The following is a 17,364-nucleotide window of genomic DNA, read 5'->3' on the forward strand; positions in this document are numbered from 1 at the left end:
GCGGGCTACTGGGCGTCCGCTGCGGCGGCCCGGCGGGCCTCGGCCTCGAGCTTGGCTTCGGCCTCGAGGTCGGCCTGGAACGCCTCGTAGCGCGCCAGGTGCGCCGGGCGGCGGCGCAGCATGAGCCAGGCGATGCCGAGGACGACGAACCAGAGCGGGGTCACCAGCAGCGCGGTGAGCGTGTCCGGCTGCGTGGTCAGCGCCCAGAGGACGAAGGCGAAGAACGCGAACACCACCCAGACCATCGCGATGCCGCCGGGCATCTTGAACTTGGACTCGTCATGCAGCCGCGCCCGGCGCTTCCGGAAGGCGAGGTAGCTGGCCAGGATGATGGACCAGACGAACATGAAGCAGACCGCGGAGACCGTGGTCACCATTTCGAACGCCAGGGCGATGTCCTTGCCGGCGTAGAGGAGGACGACGCCGGAGAGCAGCAGGACGCAGGACACGAACAGTGCGTTCTGCGGAACCTTGCGCGAGGAGAGCTTGCCGAGGACGGTCGGAGCGTCGCCTTCCTGCGCGAGGCCGTAGACCATGCGGGAGGTCGAATAGACGCCGGAGTTGGCCGAGGACATCGCCGAGGTCAGCACCACGAGGTTGATGATCGTGGCGGCCATGCCGAGTCCGGCCAGGGAGAACATTCCGATAAAGGGGCTGCGGCCCGCCTCGAACTCGGTCCACGGGGTGACGGACATGAGGATGATCAAGGCGCCGACGTAGAACAGGAGCACACGGATGGGGATGGAGTTGATGGCCTTGGGAAGGTTCTTCTCCGGGTCCTTGGCTTCCGCCGCCGTCGTACCCACCAGTTCGATGCCCACGAAGGCGAACACCGCGATTTGGAAGCCCGCCACGAAGCCCATGAACTCGTTCGGGAAGAAGCCGCCATGGCTCCACAGGTTGCTGAAGGCGGCCGGGCCGGCCGGGGACTCGAAACCGGTGAAGATCATGATCAGGCCGGTGACGATCAGCGCCACGATGGCGACGATCTTGATCATGGCGAACCAGAACTCGGTCTCGCCGAAGGCCCTGACGGTGGCCAGGTTCAGCAGCAGCAGGACGGCCACGGTGAAGATGCCCGGGATCCAGAGTTGGATGCCCGGAATCAGTTCGTCGGCGTAGCCGGCGATGGCGATGACGTCCGCGATGCCGGTGACGACCCAGCAGAACCAGTAGGTCCAGCCGGTGAAGAACCCGGCCCAGGGACCGAGCAGGTCAGCGGCGAAATCGCTAAAGGACTTGTAGTGGAGGTTGCTCAGCAGCAGCTCGCCCATCGCCCGCATGACGAAGAACAGCATGAAGCCGATGATCATGTAAACGAAGATCACGGAGGGGCCGGCCGCCGAAATGGTCTTCCCCGAGCCCATGAACAGGCCGGTGCCGATCGCACCGCCGATCGCGATCAGCTGGATGTGCCGGTTGGATAACTGCCGCGCGAGATGCGGCGGCTCGCCTGTCGTGGTGGATGCATGTGGCGTAGTCATGAGGAACTCCATGGTTCAAGTGGCACGGGCGCACCACGTTGATTAGGTTCCTCCCCACTCTGTATTGGACCTGAGAGATTCCGCGCCCCCTGCTTGCGCAGGAGCCGCTTGCACCGTCGGTGAGACAGGCTGCCGCCTGGCTGCTTTCCAGAGTTGCCTAGCCGCGGCGGTACATGGGCCTGAGAGATTCCCGGGGAGGGTTTGCTCCTACGGCGCCTGCCGAATGTACCGGCAGGACTCTCCCGCCGCAGATCGTAAGCATTATTGACTTATGGGTGACTGGGATCACAACTCAGAGTAGAGTGCGGCCCGGCCTCCCGCAAGCCGGTTGCGTGAAGGGCGTCATATTCCGGAAACAGAGTCCGGCGGCCCGCCGTGCAAAGCTGTCAGCCCCGTTCGGCGAACGGCGGCACGTGGTGACCTGGCCCGAAAGGCCTGAACCAGTCCTCGAACTTCATCGACGGAGCCCCTTCGGGGCTGGCCTCCGGATCATTTTCGAAGCCGTCCATGGCCGGGTCGAAAAGCATCATGGAGTCGGCGAAACGCAGGAAGAAGTGTTCGAGCCCGGCCACCCAGTCCGGCGGCAGGTCGGCCTCGAGCTCCAGTTCGTCGGCCAGGAATTCCGCCTCGGCGAGAAGGCAGCGCAGCCCGAGCTCCTGGGCCACGCAGGACGGTTCCTTCCAGCCGGCGGCCAGGTTCATCGTGAGGTCGGTGCAGACGGTGAGGAACCGGGCCGCGAAACGTGCGTCGTAGTGGTGCGCGTACTGCGGCGGCAGGTTGCCGAGGACGTAGGTCTCGTCAATGTCCCTGGCCGTCGGTTCCCGGCCCCTGAGCAGGTCTATGTCGTTGAACAGCTCGTCGATCATGCCGGCGCCCGCATGCCAGAGCAACCCGGCCAGCACCCGGGCCCGGTGCCGCGACAGCTCGCGCTCCGCCTCGGGCGCCGCGGCATCGTAGCCGAGCCGCTCGAGAGCGATCCCGCCAGCCCGGCCCGCGGCTTCCAGCAAGGTGGCCACGGCGTTGCCGCTGATTCCGGTGTCCGCCGGCTCCCGCCCGCCCTCTGCCCCGGCGGCATGGGGCATAACGGAGTCCGCCACCCCGTGGCCCTCCGCCGGCTCGACCTTGCCGCGCAGGATCCGGATGCCCGGGACATCCGCCGCGATGGCCAGCGGATCCATGGCAACGGCGAGGGCGGCGAACAGGTCAGTCGAGGCCAGAGCCACGTGTTCGGGTGTTTCGGCTTTGACGACGGCGTAGCTCCGCAGCTCCCCCGGGTCGGTGATGTCCACGTCTATGGCGATGTGGATCGACGCCGCGATGGGCCTCTCCGGGTCATTCATGCGTAACACCCTACTCCCGCTGGCGCCTGCCACGACGGAAAGAAGCAGGCCCGGACTGGTCAGCCCTCGCAGCCGACCCCGTCGCCGTTGCCGTCGAACTTGGTGCTCCAGCCGGGGTCGCCCACCCGGATGGGCGCTGCGCCGCGGGCCTTCACCTCGGCGCAGTTCTTGTACTCGATGGCTGGGAGGGTCACTCCGCCGCCATCGGCCGGGACCCGTTGGTCCGCGCAGGATGAGGTTAGGACCTTCTTGATGGCGTCGTACTCGGCCCGGGTCATCCAGAGACCGTACTTGGCTTTCACCGCGGTCTGCAGGGCAACGTACTCGCAGCGGAAGCCCTTGTTCGGCGGCAGCCAGGTCGCAGCGTCGCCGTCGCCCTTGGCGCCGTTCGTGGGACCGTCGGCGGCCCTCAGGTTCAGCGGATCGTTGGCGAACGCTTCGCGTTGTCCGGAGGAGAGCTTCCGGGCGCCCTTCTGCCACGCATCCGAGAGGGCGACGACGTGGTCGATCTGGACCAGGGTGCTGGTCTTGTTGCCGCGGACAAAGTCGATCGTCTTGCCGGTGTACGGATCGGCAAGGGTGCCGGTCAGGACGACGCAGTCCTTGGTGCCGGGCTTGAAAGTCTCGTTGGCCAAGTCGCGGGCGAGAACATCATTCCGGGCGTCGCAGCCATTGTGGTCCGGATCCAGCCACCCCTCGCCGAACTGCTCACGCGAGTATCCGGTCTTCGGGGCGCGGCCCTTGACCGGGATCGTCGCGAGCTGCTCCAGCGCGGTACCGGCCTCGGCCGCCCCGGCCGCCGCCGGCACTTGGGCGTCGTAGCCCGGAGTACAGGCCGCCAGCGATGCGGCTGCGAGGAAGGCAGTGGTCAGGGAGAGGGCACGACGGCGGAAAGTCTGCATGATCCTTCGGTGTACGGGGAGACCCGGCGGATCCCATCCTCCAGCCTATGATCCCGTCGCCCGAACGCGGGGCAGGCTCGCTCTGCACGGACGTCTGGGAGTCCGCGCTGACAGCCCCGGACGGAGATGGGCGCCGGCGGTGTGCGCACCTTAAAGCCGCAGGATCCAATGAGCCACAAAGGCGCGTAACCGGCGCGGCCGGTCACGGACAACCTGCTAGGGGGCGGGATCGGAGTCTCGCTCCGGCGGATGGTGACCAGCGGCAGCGGCGCGTACGTCGCCCTCGTCGTGCCCACCCTTCTTCTTACCGAAAGGCAGCACCTTCAGCAGCGGGTGCAGGACGGCCATAACGACGAGGCCCCAGACGAGTCCCAGGATGGCCGAGCACAAGGTGTTCACCAGCCATGCCAAGGCGCCGCCGGCCACCGGGATTGCTGCGAAGGGGGCCTCGAGGACGTGGACCAGGTCGTACGGCGCATGCCAGCCGAGGTCGTGCGCCCCCTGGAGCATGATGTGGCCGCCGACCCACAGCATGGCGATTGTCCCAACGAAGGTGATCGCACCCAGCACGGCAGGCATGCCCTTGACGAGCAGCCGGCCAAAGCGCTGCGAGCCCGCGGAGTCCTTGGTAGTCAGGTGCACGCCGATGTCGTCCATCTTGACGATGAGCGCGACGGCGCCGTACACGAGCACCGTGATCGCGATCGCCACGACGACCAGGATGACCGCCCGGACCAACAGGGACTGGTCGGCCACCTCGTTCATGGAGATGACCATGATCTCGCAGGACAGGATGAAGTCGGTCGTGATCGCACCCTTGACGACCTTGCCCTCCGCAGCCCGGCCCCGCTCAACGGCCGGAGCCTCTTCGCCACCGTGGTGCCCGCGGAGCCTGTGCCAGACCTTCTCGGCACCTTCGTAACAGAGGTAGGTGCCGCCCAGCATCAGGATGAACGGGATGACCGCCGGAATGAAAGCGCTGATGAGCAGCAGCGCCGGAAGGATGATCAAGAGCTTGTTCCGCAGCGAGCCCCAGAAGATCTTCTTGATCATCGGCAGTTCGCGGGACGGGTCCGTCCCGGACACGTACTGCGGCGTGACGGCGGCGTCGTCGATCACCACGCCCGCGGCCTTCGTCCCGGCCTTGGCCGCTCCGGCGGCGACGTCGTCTACCGAGGCGGCCGCGATGCGGGCCAGGGCTGCGACGTCGTCGAGCAGGGCGACGAGACCGCCGCTCACAGGTCTCCCCCGAACTGCTCGACGGCGGACTGCTGGGCGCGGCTGGCACGTGTGATCGGCATGCTTCGAGTATAAGTTGGCGACCGGCTCAGGCGGGCAGCCGGCGCGGAGTTGGAGCCACGATCCGGAGGACGCCGGGTGGTCGCAACTGCCGCTGGCTGAGCCGAAATCCGGCCCACCGGCCATGGCTGAATTCGACTTCAGGAAAGCCCGCGGATAACACCGGAAATGTTCCGGACACCCGCTCGAACAGGTAAGGACCACCGATGGAACAACTTTTGACGATCATGCCGACCCTGCTGACCGCAGCGGCACTCCTCATCACCTTTGCAGGGATGGCGTGGATCCGGGGACGGCAGAGGAAAGTCCTCGCCGAGGTCAGGGCCATGAGTGACAACCAGCTGCGAGAGCTGCCCCTCGCCGACCTTGCCCGGAAACGCCTGAAGATCGGGTCGCTGAGAGGGCGTCAGCCGAAGAAAACATCCACATCGAAGTCCAGTTCTCCCGCATCAAGGACGCCCACTGAGGAGCTTGACCTACTGCCGCGGCGAATCAGTCGTGGCATGCCTAGCCGGCGAGCGTGCCGCTAACCGTAGTTTTCCAGCGAGGCATCCCTGGCGAGTTCGGGGACGGCTGGTCCAGCCCGGGCGTCACGGCCTGATTGACTCCCACCGGGTCTTCCAGTTCCTGCTCGTCAACCAGCTGCCCTACGAACTCACCGTCCTGCGGGAGCCCGCACGGTGAGCCGGCCCGCAGTTCCATCCTGCCCGCTGATCGGAAAAGGCCTCTCGAGGTCAATGCACGAGCGTACTGAGCCAGATAATGATCAAGCCCAAGGCCGAGGTAGTGGCGGCGTTGAGCAGCCGGAGCGGCCAGCGTTTGCGACGCCGGGCGGCGTTGGCGTAGCCCAGCACAGCGAGGATCCCGACACCGACCCACAGGGCGACGTAATAGGCCACGTACTCGTCGAGTACTCCGGCTGTGGCCAGCAGCAGGAAGAAGGCCGGCAGGAGCATCGCAAGCACCATGCCGGCCGAATGCCGGGCGGTGTCTAGGACCGTAGCCCAGACCGCCTTGCGGGGGCGCTCGGCCGACCGATTGCCCGCAACCACACCGGAGTAAATGTGGGACAGCCAAAAAACGCCGACGGTACCGAGGGTGAACAGGAAGACTTCCAGGTCAGTCTCGTATTTCCAGCCGACGGCAATCAGGGCGCTGACCAGCACCGTGCCGTAGATGGCGTGCTCGGTTTCGTAGGTACGCAGCAGAGCGGCCGCGGGCCGGGCGACGCCGTGCGCGGCGCGCCGGGTCAAGCGGCGGGCACGTGATGGCAAGGTCACTGCGTCGGAATCGATCGCGTCAGGATTGGCACCGGCCATTGCTGTCCTTCGCACGGCTCTTGCCCCCACTTGATCCTACGGTAGCGGCCCGGGCTGCCGCGGTCCAGAGGACGCGTTATTTAGGCGCTGGTACCAGCCAATAGCCGCGCAAACAGTGGAGCCTAGGGGAATCGAACCCCTGACCTTTTCATTGCGAACGAAACGCTCTACCAACTGAGCTAAGGCCCCGAGTAACTGCGTAGATCATATGACCGCCGTGGCCGAATCACCAAAACCGAATGCAGCGAGACCCCCGCTCCATCCGGCAGGCATCCGGCTGGATCGGGGGTCTTCAGCTGTGAACAACCAGGTTGGATCCTTGCGGGATCCGTCCACAGATCGTCGGCGGGGTGGGCCGGTTTCACTGCACCTTGGCGGGCGGAAGCTTGTGGCTCGTCCCGCGTTGCACCCAATTCGAGCACCACGGCAGCAATCGGTGCAATAGTTGCCTTATCGGTTGGTCAATCTGATCAACGATGAAGCGGGACACCGGACAGGGAGTGGTCAGATTGCAGCAGCTGGACCCGACGGACCGCCGGATCATCCTTGCGTTGGATGAGGATCCGCGCATTCCGGTCATGCTGCTCGCCCAGAAGCTCGGGCTGGCGCGCGGCACGGTCCATTCCCGGATCGAGCGGATCAAGGCGGCGGGCATCCTCCGTCCCCATTCGGCGCGGATCCTCCCGGAGGCCACCGGACGAGGGGTGATGGCCATGGTGAGCGCGGAACTGGACCAAAGCAAGCTCAACAAGGCCGTCGAGGCGCTGCGAAAAATCCCCGAGGTCCTCGAATGCCATGCCCCGGCCGGCGACACGGACCTGCTCATCCGGGTGGTGGCGAAGAGCCCGGACGATCTCTATCGGGTCAGCGAGGAGATCCGGCTCTGCCCCGGCATCACGCGGACTTCCACACAGATGTTCCTCCGCGAGGTGATCCCGTACCGGACCACGGGACTGCTCCAGGAGGACTGAGTCCGCAAGACCGGCCCCCGGAGGGGACGGCTGTCAGGCGAAGAATTGCACCAGGACGCCGATGGTCCAGATGCTGCCGGCGGCAAACGCGCAGCCGAGCTCCACAATGATTCCGATCCCCATCGCCTTGAGGGCGACCCCGCTCGAGGTCAGGGCGCGGCCGAAGTCGCGCTGCCGGAGGAACTCGCTGAGCAGCAAGCCCGCCGCGAAGCCGATGAAGAGGCCCAGCACCGGGATCACGAACATGCCCACCAGTCCCACGACAATGCCGACCACGATCGAGTGGTTGGGGATCCTGCGGGCCTTGAGCCGTTTCCCGGTCAGCACGGCGCTGGCCGTCATCCCGATGGCCACCAGCACCGCGCCCAGTCCGAAGACGACCCAACCGACCGTGTTCTGCAGCACCAGCGCCCAGATCAGCAGGCTAATGGCGATGGTGATGCCGCCGGGCAGGACCGGAACCACGATGCCGGCGACGCCGACCGCGATGAGCAGTCCGCAGATGACGGTGGTGATGATCTGGGCTTCCATACGCCCAGCCTAAGCGGCTTCGCGGGCCTCTTCCGCCTTGGCGGCACGTTCGCGCCGCTTCCGGCGCCACAGCAGGAAGACCAGCACTCCCAGCAGCAGGATCGCAATAACGACGGCGGCGGCCGGCGAAGCGAGCACCAAACCCAGCCATGCGGCTACTGCCGCGAGGCCGACTGTGGCATAAACCACGGCCCAAATGATGCTGCCGGCCACAACGGCGGGCAGGAAGCGGACCAGGTGCATGCGGGCGATGCCTGCGCTGGCAATCACCGCCGTCTGCAGGCCGATGGTGAGGAAGCACAGCGTCACGGCGAACGGCCCGAACCTGTCCATCAGGCGTTCCGCGCGCTTCATCACCGGGCTGTCGAGGTGCTTCTCGAGGGACGTGCGGCGGGCACCGGCGGCGGCGCCGCGGCCCAGCCAGTAGGTCGCGTTGGAGCGGACCATGGCGCCGCAGAAGAGGGCGAGGATGGCCCATCCCAGCGGCAGCTCAAGGAAGATGTCCATCGCCCTCCTTTCCGCGGATGCCGGCCCGTTAATTCTACCGTCCGTAGAATCGGCCGGATGACCCCTCCGCGGCGGTAACGTCCTGCGCGGCGACGATTATTCCGCCGCTACGGCCCTTACCGCACGCCCTTGATCTTGACCACGAACACCGCTCCCAGCAATCCGATGACGGCCGCGAGCACGAACAGGGCCGTATAGCCGCCGAGGTACAGCACCACGGGAGCCGCGACCAGCGGGGCGAAGACCTGCGGGGACGAGTTGGCGATGTTGATGACGCCCAGGTCCTTGCCGCGGTCGGCGGCGCTGGGCAGCACCTGCGTCAGCAGCGCGAAATCGACTGCGAGGAACATGCCGAAGCCGGCGCCCAGGACGGCGGCGGCGACCAGCGCCGTCGGCCAGGTCTGCCAAAGCGCCACCAGGATCGACGCCGTCGCGATGGTCGCGGCGGAGGCGATGACAAACGGCTTCCGCCGGTCGATCCGGTCGCTCCAGGGCCCGCCGATGACCGCGGTGACGATGACCATCAGCGCGTAGATGCCGGTCAGCAGCAGCACGCCGGCCGCCGGGTCGGGGTGCCCCACGGCGTCCTGCAGGAAGAAGAACAGGTAGAGCGTGAACAGGTTGTTGCCCAGGTTGACCAGGAACCGCGTCAGCCAGGCCCAGCCGAAGTCAGGGTGGCGGCGCGGGGAAATGTAAAAGCTCTTCAGGAACCGGCCCCAGGCAAACGGCGGACGCAGCGCCGGGTCCAGCGGCACATCACGGCCCTTCACCAGGAACATCACCACGCTCAGGAGCAGGAACACCGCGCAGTAGATGTAGCCGAGGACGAAGCCGCCGGCCAGGTTGGCCAGCACCGCCCCGAAGACGATGCCGACGGTCTGCCCCATGGCCGCCAGCCCGCCGACCTGGCCGCGCTGCAGCGCAGGGACCCGGTCCGGAATGCCTGCCGTCACCGCGGCGTAGGCGCCGTTGCAACCCGCCTGCACCAGGCACCAGGCCGCCACCATGACGGCGATGGTCGGGGCGCCGGCCAGCAGGAGCAGGGCGGCAAAAGCCAGCAGCGCGCCGCCCAGCACCCAGGGCACCCGGCGTCCCAGCGCCGACGTCGTACGGTCGCTGAAGGCGCCGGCGATGGGATTGGCGACCAGCGAAACGGCGGCCCCGAAACCGGTGGCCAGCGCCAGGACGGCCTCCTTGTTGGCCGCATCGAAGGACTGGGCCTGCTGCGCGAGGAGCACCTGCAGCGGACCGAAGAAGGCCGCGTTGATGCCGACGTTGACGAGGATAACCCCCGTGATCCAGCCGGGGCCGACCCGCCGCGTCGGTTCGGCGAAGGCGGCCGCCGGCACCCCAGCGCCGGGCACCCCTCCGGGACTGGTCATGCGGGCGCTCCTAGATCCCGGCGAACTGCATGATGAATCCCATGCCGACGCTAGCCACCATCGCGACGATGAGCAGCCAGACAATGGGCGTGCGGAATTTGCGCATAGTCTTCATGATCCACAAGTCTAGGTCCCCTGCGGGCCTATCCCACCGGGGCCCTTCCGGCCCGCTTGGCCAGCTTCTTCAAACCGTCGGAAACCTTGACCGGCTCCGGCCAGCGCGGCGGCAGGTTGTCCCCCAGCGTGACCCCGCGCAGCTTGCGGCCGAACATCGGCACGACCCATTCGTGCATCCAAGCCCGCTCGCGGCGCAGCATTTCCCGCCAGCCATAGCGCTCCATCGGCCCCAGCGGCCGGATTTTCAGGGTGTGTTCGACGCCGAGCAGCTCCAGGACCTGCGCGGCCATGTACTTGTGTCCGGCAGGCGACATGTGCAGCCGGTCGGAGTCCCACATCCGCTTGTCCTGGTAGGCGTCGAATGTCCAGTGGTCCACCAGCAACGCCCCGTACTTGCGCGCTATGGCCCGCACCGCCTCGTTGTACTGCCAGTTCCGCCGGCGCATCGGTTCCAGCACCGACGGCAGCATCACGTCGAACCCCGTGAAGAGCACCAGCCGGGCACCGGTCGATGCCAGCCGGGCCACGGCAGCCTCGTACTGCTCCAACAGCTCGTCCATGTCCTTGCGGATCTCCAGGATGTCGTTGCCGCCGGCGTAGAACGTGACCAGCGTGGGCTTCATTGCCACGGCCGGCTCCAGCTGGTCCGCTACGATCTGGTGCAGCCGCTTGCTCCGCACGGCCAGGTTGGCGTAGCGCAGCTCCGGATCCTTCTTGGCCAGCTGTTTGGCCAGGCGGTCGGCCCAGCCCCGCACCCCGTTCGGGAACTTCTTGTTCCGGTCGCCCACGCCTTCGGTGAAGCTGTCCCCCAATGCGACGAATACCTCTGGCACCCGACCCACGCTAACCGCGGACGGAAAAGGGCCGGGAAACTCAAGATGAATTCCCCGGCCACCGCCGGAATCCGGCCCGCCGGACGGCCGCGCTGCAGCCGCCGTCGCTGAACACGCGCGGCTTCCCGGCCCTATGCTTGGAGCCATGATGCCGGATAAGACTCCCACCCCTCCCACCATCGCCGTCACCGGTGCCTCCGGCCGGCTCGGCGGCGAAACGGCGCGCCTGCTCGCCGCCGAGGGGATCCCGCTTCGCCTGGTCCTGCGCGACGCCTCGCGCGCGCCTGCGCTTCCGGGAACAACGACGGCGGTGGCCAGCTTCGGGGACCCGGAGGCCTGCCGCCGGGCGCTGGAAGGCATCGGGACGGTATTCATGGTGTCAGCCGCGGAATCCGAAGACCGGCTGCAGCAGCACTTCAGGTTCATCGACGCCGCCATGGATGCCGGCGTCGAGCACATCGTCTACACCTCGTTCGCCGGCGCCGACCCCGATTCGACCTTCACCCTGGCGCGGGACCATTTCGCCACCGAAGAGAAGCTGCGGGAGACGGGGGCCAAGTTCACCCTGCTGCGCAACAACTTCTACGCAGACATCCTGCCCGACTTCGCGGACCGGGACGGGGTGATCCGCGGGCCCGCCGAGGACGGGCGGGCGGCGTTTGTGGCCCGGTCCGACGTGGCCCGCGTGGCCGCCGCGATCCTGCAGCAGCCCATCCCGCACGCCGGCTTCACCTACAACCTCACCGGCCCCGAGGCCCTCACGCTGGCGGAGGCCGCGGCCATCCTGACCGAGGCCACGGGACGGCAGCTGAGCTTCCACAATGAGACGGTGGAGGAGGCCTACGCCTCGCGCGCACATTACGGCGCCCCGGCATGGCAGCTGGATGCCTGGGTCAGCACCTACACCGCGATCGCCCGCGGCGAGCTCGCCAAAACCACCAACGACGTCGAACTGCTCACGGGCCAGGCTCCGCTCAGCCTGCACCAGTTGTTCTCGCAGCCCTTGAACTGACGCCGGGGTGGCCTCAGCGGGGCGGAACCGGCTCAGGCGTTCCAGAGTCCGTAGGAATCCGCGAGCGAGGAGATCTTCTCGGCGCGGGCCAGGCGGGGCAGGTAGGAGCCGTCGCCCACCACGGCCCCGGCGGCGTGCGCATTCAGCAGCTCGTGCGCCCAGCGGATCTCGGACTCGCTCGGAGAGAGGCCCTTGTTGATGGTGTCCGCCGCCTCGAGTAGCAAGCAGAGCTTCCCCGTCATGCCCATCGATGCCGTGACCTTGCAGGCCTCCAGCAGGTCTTCGCCCAGCATTCCGACGCTCGGTCCGTCGATCGGGCCGGGGAGCTGGCCCACTCGGGAGGCGATCACGAGCCGCGAGCGCGCATAGGCGAGCGCCATCGGTTCGTCGCTGGCGCCCGTGTCGCGGCGGAAGTCGCCGACGCCGAACGCCAGGCGAAAGGTCCCGGGGGCGCTGGCGATGGCCGTGGCGTTCTCGATGCCGACGGCGGATTCGATCAGCGCGACCACCGGCGTGCCCGCATTCAGCCGCATGGCCGTGTGGGTCACCTGCTCCGGACGCTCGGTCATCGCGAGCATCACGCCGCGGAGGCCCGGCGCCTTGGACAGCGCGGCCAGGTCATCGGCCCAGTAGTCGGTTTCCATGCCATTGACCCGGACCCAGGCGGTCATGCCGTTCGACAGCGCTTCGACCACACGCTCCCGGGCCTCGGCCTTGCCCGCCGCGGGGACTGCATCTTCCATGTCGAAGATGACGGAGTCGGCTTCGGAGGCAAGGGCAGGGGCGAAATTGGCTTCGTCGGCAGCCGATGCCAGGAGCCAGGAACGGGAGAGCTTCGCCGGCAGTGCTGCTGCGCGGCGGTTTCTGATCGTGGGCATATACAGAGCCTACTTAACCCTCGCCCGCCCTGCTAACACGAGGGCGGTACTCTGCGGCCAACGTCACCTCCGGAAAGGCGCCGCCGGATAGGCTTTGGCAACCACCGCCGTCGCGGCCGTCTCCTCGCGGCTCTGTCGTCCATTTGCGCCGCGGGTTAGAGCCCCGGTGATGGGGGAGCCGGTGGATTAGGGTAGGTGCTATGGCGCAGCTGAAACCCCGCACCACGGACGCCCTGCCGGAGACCGAATCCCGGCGGCTCGCCCGCGCTCTGGGCGAAAGCGACGACGTTACCGTCTTCGTCAATGGCACCACGGTGAAGCTGCCCGCCGAAGCACGGGACGCCGTCGTCGATGTCCTGCGCCGCCTGGCCGACGGTGACGCCGTCATGGTCAGCTCCGCCGAGGGGCTGCTCAATACTTCCCAGGCGGCCGAGGTTGCCGGGATCTCCCTGACGTACATGCGGAAGCTAACCGACTCCGGCACCATTCCGGTCGAGTACCGCGGCACCCACCGGCGGATCCGGCTGCGCGACGTCCAGGCCTGGCTCGAGTCGCGCGCGCAGAAGCAGCGCGAGCAACAGCAGCCCGGGCAGCGGCCCGCAGACCCTTAGCCGCCGCCGCTTCCGATGGAGTATGCTGGTTCATCCTGGTTAAGCAGTAGCCGGATCCTTTCGTCTTTAAGGAATCCGTGGATCTGCACAACCCGCCCGCCGAATACGGCGCCGGTTCCATTCTTTACCTCCTCACCGCTGCCGCCGCCGCCCTGGAAGGCACCGCGGACGAGGCGCTGGCTCCGCTGGGCATGAACCGGCAGTCACTGAGCCTGCTGGAAAAGCTCGCGGGCGGCCCGCTGAGCGCCGCCGAGCTCACCCTCCTCGCAGGTTCCCCGGGCGAAGACATCAAGGCGGTCCTGTCCAGGCTGGAGTCCCGCGGCTACGTCGACCGGCCGCGTTCGGCCGGACGGAGCACCGGATACGTACTGACGGACAAGGGGCGCCGCGCCGCCGCAGCCGCCCAGCTGGCTGTCGGCCGTGCCACCCACGTCGCCGGCGCCGCGCTGCCGGAGCTGCGGCCACAGCTGGCGGCGCTGATCGAAGCGTTGGAGTCCACCGGCCGAGGTGAGGAACCCCACGCCGCGGACGAGGAATGAATCCCCCGGGCCTCCGGTTGTCATCCGTGTACCAACCACTTGGCTTAGGAGATTCATGAGCATCAAGGTCCTCACCCTCGTCGGCAGCCTTCGCGGCGCCTCCGTCAACCGCAAGCTGGCTGAAGCGGCCGCCGCCGTTGCCCCCGAAGGTACCGAGGTGACCCTGTACGAGGGGCTGGCCTCCGTCCCCTTCTACAACGAGGACCTCGACGTCGAGGGCCAGGTACCGGCCGCCGCGGCAGCCCTGCGCGAGGCGGCCGGCGAGGCTGACGCCGTGCTGTTCGTGACCCCCGAGTACAACGGCACCACCCCGGCCGTGCTGGCCAACGCCATTGATTGGCTGTCCCGTCCGTACGGCGCCGGCGCCGTGAAGGACATGCCGGCCGCCGTGGTCAGCGCCTCCCCCTCCGGCTTCGGCGCCCAGTGGGCCAACGACAACACCCGCAAGGCCCTCGGCGTTGCCGGCGCGAAGGTCCTCGAGGACGTGTCCATCACCGTCGGCGGCCGGTTCGAGGTCTTCGCCGAGACCCACCCGAAGGACCACGCCGAGACCGCCGCCGAACTGGCCGGCGTTGTTTCCGCACTGGCTAGCGCCCTGGAGCCGGCCAACGCCTGATTCCGTCTCCGCCCCGCGCCGAGCCCGTGGGCCCGGCGCCGCTTCCCGAAAGGGGCAGTGGCGCCGGGCCTTCGCTTTGCGTTTCCCTTTGCTTCCGCAACCGCCTGCCGGCCGTCCCAGCCAAGGCCTAGGCTGGTGACCACCACGACGACCCTGGGAGAACAGTGACTGGACAGACCGCACCCCTGCTGGACCTGCGCAACGGCGCCACCATCCCGCTGCTGGGCCTGGGCACCTGGCCGATGAACAACGCGGAGACCGCCGACGCCGTCGAACACGCCCTGGGCTTGGGTTACCGCCTCATCGACACGGCCGAGAACTACGGGAACGAGGCCGGGGTCGGCGAAGGCGTCCGCCGCAGCGGGCTGCCCCGCAAGGACGTCTTCATCACCACCAAGTTCAACAAGGAGTGGCACAGTTACGACGGCGTTCGGCGGGCTTTCGAAGCCGGCGCCGGGCGGCTGGGGGTCGAGTATGTGGACCTGCTGCTGATCCACTGGCCGAACCCGGGACAGGACCGGTACGTGGACGCCTTCAAGGGCATGGCCGCGCTCCTGGAGGAGGGGCTGGTCAGGGCGGTCGGCACCTCCAACTTCAAGCCTGCCCACCTGCAGCGGCTGTTCGACGCCGGGCTGGTGCCCGACGTCAACCAGATCCAGCTGGACCCGCGGCACACGCGCGCCGACCTGGTCGAGCTGCACCGCGGGCACGACATCGCCACCGAGGCCTGGAGCCCGCTGGGCCGCGGCGGCTCGCTGCTGCGGGAGCCCGCCATTACCGCACTCGCCGACAAGTACAACCGGACGCCGGCGCAGATCGTGCTGCGCTGGCACACCCAGCAGGGCTTCGTCGCCATCCCCAAGTCCGGCCGGCCGGAGCGCCTCGCCGAGAACCTTGCCGTCTTCGACTTCACGCTCGACGATGCCGAGGTCCGGCAGCTGTCCGCGCTGGACACCGGCGTGGCGGATATCTACGACGCGGACGAATTCGGGCACTGAGCCCCGCGGCGGGCAGGCCGGCGCTAGCGGGATTCGGCTAGCGGGATTCGGCCAGCTGCCCGGCGACCGCGGCTGCCGGTTCGATCGGGGCGCTGAGCGACTTCGGCTTGCGCAGCACGGCGATCGCGACGGCGCCGAGGACCAGCGGCAGGATGAAGACGAAGTAGATGTTGCCCGGGACCCAGCCGGCGTCGACCAGCGCCCCGGCGACGATCGGGGAGACGATGCCGCCGGACCGGCCGATGCCGCCGATCAGGCCCACCGCTGTAGCGCGGATGGAGGCGTCGTAGTAGACCGGGCCGATCGAGAACATGCCGGCGATGGTGGCGTTGCTCAGGACGCCCAGCAGCCCCGCGAGCACGAGGGCCGTGCTCAGCTGGTTGGCGAACAGAGCGAACACCGCGAAGGCAGCCCCGGCCAGCACGAAGAAAACGGCCAACGTGCGCTTCAGGTCAAACCGGGAGCCGAAGTAGGCAAAGACGATCGAGCCGAGGATGGAGCCGACGCTGAAGAGCACGCCGGCCGTGATGCCCTGATTGGCAGAGTAGCCGGATTCGGTCAGCAGGCGCGGGGTCCAGGAGTTGGCGAAGTAGAACGAGCCCATGATCATCATGAAGGCGAAGGCCAGCAGGCTCGTCTTGAGCGCCTGCCCGTTGGAGAAGATCGCGACCAGCTTGTTGGATGGCTGTCCCGTGGTTACCGGGGCGGCGGGGAGTGCGGCAAGGGCGGGCTGTCCGAGGCGGGCGAAGATGCTGTTGATCTTCTCCAGCGCGCCTTCCGGCCGCTTGGCGTTCAGGTAGTCGATCGACTCGGGCAGCCACTTCAGCACGATGGGCAGCATGATGAACGTGATGATGCCGCCGAAGATAAAGCCGGCGTGCCATTCGAAGCGGGTGAGCAGCGCCGCGACGATGATGCCGCCGAGCACGCCGCCGATGGGCAGGCCGGCGCTGTAGAGGCTGACCGCGGTGGCGCGGCGCCGGGCGTTGGAGTATTCGGCAACCAGGACGTTCAGGCTGGTCTGCATGGTGCCGGCGGCCACGCCGGTCACGACGCGAAGCGCCAGCAGCGTCTCGTAGTTGGGCGCGAAGGCCGAGGCGAACATGCCGGCGGTGATCACCGCGGTCGAGAGGATGATCGTGTTCCGGCGCCCGATCTTGTCGGCAATCTGCGCCACGAAGATCGCGCCGATGGCCATGCCGGCCAGGGCGGCACTGAGCAGCAGGCCCAGGTCCCCGCCGCTGAGGCCCCAGGACTCGGCGATGGCGGTGGCGCTGAACGCCATGACCAGCACGTCGTAGCCGTCAATGAAGTTCATGGCAAGGCAGATGGCAACAATGCCGATCTGCGCATTGCTCATCGGGGATGCTTCGATCCGAGCCTTGATATCCATGGTCGTGGCCTAACTACCTCGAATTACTGTCCGACCGTTCGGTCGTACGTACCCGGACGATGTTACGGTAATGCGGGGCAGCTCACAATCCCTAGGTCACCCACGATCGGCCCCGCTGAAAGGTTGGTGCTCCCCGTGCCCCGTTCCGAGGCCGTCGAATTCCGCAGCTACTGGCTGCGCCGGGCGCTGCAGTTCCATGGACAGCTCTGGCACCTGCACGCCTCCCCCGAGATCTCCTCCATCCAGTTCGGCGTGCTCACCTTCGTCCGCGACCATCCCGGAATCGGCCAGCGGGAGCTGGTGGCGCTGTCGCAGCTGGATAAGTCCACCCTCGCGGAGCTCCTGGCTCGCATGCAGAAGAGGGGCCTGCTGCGCCTCAGCCGGCACGCCACGGACAAGCGGCGCAACAGGGTCGACCTGACCGAGGCCGGCGCCGAGGCCGTTAAGGAGCTGGAGGCCAAGGCCCGGGCGGTCAACGAGCTGCTGGTCGCCGGACTGGACGAGGCGGAGGCCCGCGAGCTGGACCGGCTGCTGGGCAAACTGCTCGCCGCGGAGCAGGCAAGAGCCGCGTCCTTGTCCTGACGCTTGCTGAGCGCTTCCGGCCGTCTCCGGCCTTCTCCTGCCAGCCTCAA

General features: G+C 67.6%; 18 protein-coding genes, 1 tRNA gene and 1 riboswitch. Of the genes, 7 read left to right on the forward strand and 12 right to left on the reverse strand.

Going from position 1 to position 17,364, the window contains the following annotated elements; all coding sequences use genetic code 11:
• Positions 1-5 precede the first annotated feature (5 nt).
• From cycA to OC550_RS15325, 6 genes are all read right to left on the reverse strand, one after another.
• Positions 6-1,484 carry a D-serine/D-alanine/glycine transporter gene (gene cycA, locus OC550_RS15300; protein ID WP_262106779.1) on the reverse strand — a complete coding sequence of 493 codons (1,479 nt, stop codon included), beginning with the start codon at positions 1,482-1,484 and terminating at the stop codon, positions 6-8.
• 157 nt (positions 1,485-1,641) lie between these two features.
• A riboswitch (glycine riboswitch) is annotated at positions 1,642-1,739 on the reverse strand.
• Positions 1,740-1,870: 131 nt separating this feature from the next.
• The gene (locus OC550_RS15305; protein ID WP_262106780.1) at positions 1,871-2,824 is read right to left on the reverse strand and encodes a hypothetical protein; all 954 of its coding nucleotides are present in this window, start codon (positions 2,822-2,824) and stop codon (positions 1,871-1,873) included.
• Positions 2,825-2,883: 59 nt separating this feature from the next.
• Positions 2,884-3,726, reverse strand: coding sequence for a DUF1524 domain-containing protein (locus OC550_RS15310; protein ID WP_262106781.1), 843 nt, complete (start codon positions 3,724-3,726; stop codon positions 2,884-2,886).
• Positions 3,727-3,942: 216 nt separating this feature from the next.
• On the reverse strand, positions 3,943-4,965 hold the full coding sequence (locus OC550_RS15315) for a DUF808 domain-containing protein (RefSeq protein ID WP_262106782.1): 1,023 nt from the start codon (positions 4,963-4,965) through the stop codon (positions 3,943-3,945).
• A 794-nt stretch (positions 4,966-5,759) separates the two neighbouring features.
• Positions 5,760-6,344: a hypothetical protein gene (locus tag OC550_RS15320; protein WP_262106783.1), complete on the reverse strand. Its 585-nt coding sequence runs from the start codon at positions 6,342-6,344 to the stop codon at positions 5,760-5,762.
• Positions 6,345-6,460: 116 nt separating this feature from the next.
• Positions 6,461-6,533: transfer RNA gene (locus OC550_RS15325), tRNA-Ala, on the reverse strand.
• A gap of 287 nt (positions 6,534-6,820) precedes the next feature.
• Here OC550_RS15325 and OC550_RS15330 point away from each other — a divergent pair.
• Positions 6,821-7,315 carry an Lrp/AsnC family transcriptional regulator gene (locus OC550_RS15330; RefSeq protein WP_262106784.1) on the forward strand — a complete coding sequence of 165 codons (495 nt, stop codon included), beginning with the start codon at positions 6,821-6,823 and terminating at the stop codon, positions 7,313-7,315.
• Positions 7,316-7,348: 33 nt separating this feature from the next.
• Here OC550_RS15330 and OC550_RS15335 read toward each other — a convergent pair whose 3' ends face one another.
• From OC550_RS15335 to OC550_RS15350, 4 genes are all read right to left on the reverse strand, one after another.
• Positions 7,349-7,846: a DUF456 domain-containing protein gene (locus OC550_RS15335; RefSeq protein ID WP_262106785.1), complete on the reverse strand. Its 498-nt coding sequence runs from the start codon at positions 7,844-7,846 to the stop codon at positions 7,349-7,351.
• 9 nt (positions 7,847-7,855) lie between these two features.
• Positions 7,856-8,353, reverse strand: a complete 498-nt coding sequence (locus OC550_RS15340) for a DedA family protein (RefSeq protein WP_262106786.1) — start codon at positions 8,351-8,353, stop codon at positions 7,856-7,858.
• Between the two features lie 116 nt (positions 8,354-8,469).
• On the reverse strand, positions 8,470-9,735 hold the full coding sequence (locus tag OC550_RS15345) for an MFS transporter (RefSeq protein ID WP_262106787.1): 1,266 nt from the start codon (positions 9,733-9,735) through the stop codon (positions 8,470-8,472).
• Positions 9,736-9,878: 143 nt separating this feature from the next.
• The gene (locus OC550_RS15350; RefSeq protein WP_262106788.1) at positions 9,879-10,685 is read right to left on the reverse strand and encodes an SGNH/GDSL hydrolase family protein; all 807 of its coding nucleotides are present in this window, start codon (positions 10,683-10,685) and stop codon (positions 9,879-9,881) included.
• A gap of 148 nt (positions 10,686-10,833) precedes the next feature.
• On the opposite strand from OC550_RS15350, the gene OC550_RS15355 reads away from it, so the two are divergent.
• Complete coding sequence (locus OC550_RS15355) at positions 10,834-11,697, forward strand: SDR family oxidoreductase (protein ID WP_262107178.1); 864 nt, start codon at positions 10,834-10,836, stop codon at positions 11,695-11,697.
• 32 nt (positions 11,698-11,729) lie between these two features.
• On the opposite strand, the gene OC550_RS15360 is transcribed toward OC550_RS15355, so the two are convergent.
• Positions 11,730-12,575: a CoA ester lyase gene (locus tag OC550_RS15360; protein ID WP_262106789.1), complete on the reverse strand. Its 846-nt coding sequence runs from the start codon at positions 12,573-12,575 to the stop codon at positions 11,730-11,732.
• 200 nt (positions 12,576-12,775) lie between these two features.
• Here OC550_RS15360 and OC550_RS15365 point away from each other — a divergent pair, with 200 nt between their 5' ends.
• From OC550_RS15365 to OC550_RS15380, 4 genes are all read left to right on the forward strand, one after another.
• Positions 12,776-13,186 carry a helix-turn-helix domain-containing protein gene (locus OC550_RS15365; RefSeq protein WP_262106790.1) on the forward strand — a complete coding sequence of 137 codons (411 nt, stop codon included), beginning with the start codon at positions 12,776-12,778 and terminating at the stop codon, positions 13,184-13,186.
• Positions 13,187-13,263: 77 nt separating this feature from the next.
• Positions 13,264-13,725, forward strand: a complete 462-nt coding sequence (locus OC550_RS15370) for a hypothetical protein (RefSeq protein WP_262106791.1) — start codon at positions 13,264-13,266, stop codon at positions 13,723-13,725.
• Between the two features lie 55 nt (positions 13,726-13,780).
• Positions 13,781-14,341 carry an NAD(P)H-dependent oxidoreductase gene (locus OC550_RS15375; RefSeq protein ID WP_262106792.1) on the forward strand — a complete coding sequence of 187 codons (561 nt, stop codon included), beginning with the start codon at positions 13,781-13,783 and terminating at the stop codon, positions 14,339-14,341.
• Between the two features lie 164 nt (positions 14,342-14,505).
• On the forward strand, positions 14,506-15,339 hold the full coding sequence (locus OC550_RS15380; protein WP_262106793.1) for an aldo/keto reductase: 834 nt from the start codon (positions 14,506-14,508) through the stop codon (positions 15,337-15,339).
• A gap of 37 nt (positions 15,340-15,376) precedes the next feature.
• Here OC550_RS15380 and OC550_RS15385 read toward each other — a convergent pair whose 3' ends face one another.
• The gene (locus OC550_RS15385; protein ID WP_262106794.1) at positions 15,377-16,732 is read right to left on the reverse strand and encodes an MFS transporter; all 1,356 of its coding nucleotides are present in this window, start codon (positions 16,730-16,732) and stop codon (positions 15,377-15,379) included.
• A 135-nt stretch (positions 16,733-16,867) separates the two neighbouring features.
• On the opposite strand from OC550_RS15385, the gene OC550_RS15390 reads away from it, so the two are divergent.
• Complete coding sequence (locus tag OC550_RS15390; RefSeq protein ID WP_262106795.1) at positions 16,868-17,314, forward strand: MarR family winged helix-turn-helix transcriptional regulator; 447 nt, start codon at positions 16,868-16,870, stop codon at positions 17,312-17,314.
• The last annotated feature ends 50 nt before the right edge of the window (positions 17,315-17,364 follow it).

The sequence above is a fragment of the Arthrobacter sp. Marseille-P9274 genome, from assembly GCF_946892675.1.
Taxonomy (GTDB): Bacteria; Actinomycetota; Actinomycetes; order Actinomycetales; family Micrococcaceae; genus Crystallibacter.

What these genes read in the sequence shown, in the direction of transcription:
- cycA (WP_262106779.1), bottom strand. Translation starts at nt 1,484, where the DNA reads ATGACTACGCCACATGCATCCACCACGACAGGCGAGCCGCCGCATCTC.
- OC550_RS15305 (WP_262106780.1), bottom strand. Translation starts at nt 2,824, where the DNA reads ATGAATGACCCGGAGAGGCCCATCGCGGCGTCGATCCACATCGCCATA.
- OC550_RS15310 (WP_262106781.1), bottom strand. Translation starts at nt 3,726, where the DNA reads ATGCAGACTTTCCGCCGTCGTGCCCTCTCCCTGACCACTGCCTTCCTC.
- OC550_RS15320 (WP_262106783.1), bottom strand. Translation starts at nt 6,344, where the DNA reads ATGGCCGGTGCCAATCCTGACGCGATCGATTCCGACGCAGTGACCTTG.
- OC550_RS15330 (WP_262106784.1), top strand. Translation starts at nt 6,821, where the DNA reads ATGAAGCGGGACACCGGACAGGGAGTGGTCAGATTGCAGCAGCTGGAC.
- OC550_RS15335 (WP_262106785.1), bottom strand. Translation starts at nt 7,846, where the DNA reads ATGGAAGCCCAGATCATCACCACCGTCATCTGCGGACTGCTCATCGCG.
- OC550_RS15340 (WP_262106786.1), bottom strand. Translation starts at nt 8,353, where the DNA reads ATGGACATCTTCCTTGAGCTGCCGCTGGGATGGGCCATCCTCGCCCTC.
- OC550_RS15345 (WP_262106787.1), bottom strand. Translation starts at nt 9,735, where the DNA reads ATGACCAGTCCCGGAGGGGTGCCCGGCGCTGGGGTGCCGGCGGCCGCC.
- OC550_RS15355 (WP_262107178.1), top strand. Translation starts at nt 10,834, where the DNA reads ATGCCGGATAAGACTCCCACCCCTCCCACCATCGCCGTCACCGGTGCC.
- OC550_RS15360 (WP_262106789.1), bottom strand. Translation starts at nt 12,575, where the DNA reads ATGCCCACGATCAGAAACCGCCGCGCAGCAGCACTGCCGGCGAAGCTC.
- OC550_RS15365 (WP_262106790.1), top strand. Translation starts at nt 12,776, where the DNA reads ATGGCGCAGCTGAAACCCCGCACCACGGACGCCCTGCCGGAGACCGAA.
- OC550_RS15375 (WP_262106792.1), top strand. Translation starts at nt 13,781, where the DNA reads ATGAGCATCAAGGTCCTCACCCTCGTCGGCAGCCTTCGCGGCGCCTCC.
- OC550_RS15385 (WP_262106794.1), bottom strand. Translation starts at nt 16,732, where the DNA reads ATGGATATCAAGGCTCGGATCGAAGCATCCCCGATGAGCAATGCGCAG.